This is a genomic window from Variovorax sp. P4_D9 (assembly GCF_056401695.1).
In genome coordinates, this window is sequence record NZ_JBFUIU010001360.1 from 1 (window position 1) to 1607 (window position 1607).

The window sequence follows — 1607 nt, forward strand, 5'->3', positions numbered from 1 at the left end:
GTCCTGAATTCCTATCTCTCGCAATCCGTGAGGATTCGCGAGAGCCATCAACACGCCACGCCGATGATCTACCTTGAGCCGCGTCACAAGCTGGCTCAGGAATTCGTGGCGCTGCACGACGAGCTCAACATCTAGGTGTCGTCTAGGTGAGGTTGCCCCTGTCCGAGTAGCGCTTGGGCCCCGGGTTACGCGGCCTTTTTGGGGGAGAGCGATTCAGTGAGCGAACGTTTGCATTTCGGCTCCCAGACCGACTGCGATGCCCTGCCGCCGAGCGAATCACGAGGCACCACGCGATGATGACCTCGCGGTTCGGCATTGGCCCTCAAGCCGCCTTGCGCAGGAAGCCCTGCTGGGCGCCGTTGCGGTTGGGCGCAAAGCCGTTGGCCAGCAGGCTTTCTTCCACCGTGTCGTAGAAGACGCCGATCTTGCTGATCTCGCGCGCCTGCTGGGCGGTGGCGATGGGCCGGCCGAACTCGCGCGAGATGCGCACCAGCTGCTCGATCTGCGCCACCGTGCCGATCTTCGCGGTGCGCGACTGGTTCCAGAGGTTGTCCTCGGTGCCGGTGCGCACGTGCAGGCCCATGGCGATGCCCATCATGTTGACGGGCAGCACGTTGAGAACCGAGCTTTCCACTGTCAGYACCGCGCCGTCCGGTGCGGCACGCACGAAGTTGGCCAGGTTGTAGATATTCGGTGCGTCCATGCCACCGCCGATCGCCACCCAGTTCATGACCAGCGGGCCYTTGTAGATGCCGCGCCGCATCAGGCGCTCGACAGATTCGAAGCTGTTGATGTTGTAGCACTGGAAGGCGCTCTGGATGCCGGCCTTGGTAAGGCGGCGGATGTGCTCCTCGGCCCAGCCCGGCTGGGCCGGCACCGTCATCTCCTTGTAGGCATTGAAGACGTCGGGGTCTTCCATTGAGGTGCCCTTGATGTCCCGGATGTCGAACTGCTCGAGGATGTTCATTTGTGACGTGTTGATCGTCACCGTGACCTGGTCGGGCTTGGGGTCGAGTTCGGCCAGCATGTGGCGCGTGTCGTCGGAGAGCCACTTGGCCGCCGCACCATCGGTCTCGGGCGCGAAGCTGATCGAGCCGCCCACCTGGATGATCATTTCGGGCACGCGGGCGCGCACGCCGGCGATCAGTTCGTTGAACTTGGACAGGCGCTTGCTGCCCTTGCCGTCGAGTTCGCGCACGTGCAGGTGCAGCACCGTGGCGCCGGCGTTGTAGCAATCCACCGCCTTCTGGATCTGCGCTTCCATCGTGACCGGAATGTCCTCCGGAAAATCGGAGGGCATCCACGAGGGCGCGTAGGGCGCGGCGGTGATGATCAGGGGTTGCTGATTTTCGGGGAACAGATGTCCGTCAAGAAAGTGCATGATGAACTGCCGGTGAGAAGGAAAGGAAGGGCCGGGCCGAAACGGGCTCGGCAAGGTCGGGTCAGGGCGTGTAGTTGATCGAGCGCAACAACTGGCCAGTGCGTTCGTTGTCGCGCCGGAGCTGCTTGTCCAGTTCATCGATGCCCTGCAAGGGATCGCCGGCCTGCATGCCCAGCATAAGCAACTGGCTTTTCACTTCGGCCGTGGCCATGGCTTTGAGCAATTC

1 protein-coding gene and 1 pseudogene are annotated in these 1607 nt (G+C 62.7%); one reads left to right on the forward strand and one right to left on the reverse strand.

What is annotated here, in order from left to right; genetic code table 11:
• Positions 1 to 135 (forward strand): annotated as a pseudogene (locus tag AC1DY5_RS54940) (ParA family protein); the annotation flags it as partial.
• A gap of 187 nt (positions 136 to 322) precedes the next feature.
• Here the strand turns inward: AC1DY5_RS54940 and AC1DY5_RS54945 are convergent.
• Positions 323 to 1381, reverse strand: coding sequence for a beta-keto acid cleavage family enzyme (locus AC1DY5_RS54945; protein WP_478122582.1), 1059 nt, complete (start codon positions 1379 to 1381; stop codon positions 323 to 325).
• Between the last annotated feature and the right edge of the window lie 226 nt (positions 1382 to 1607).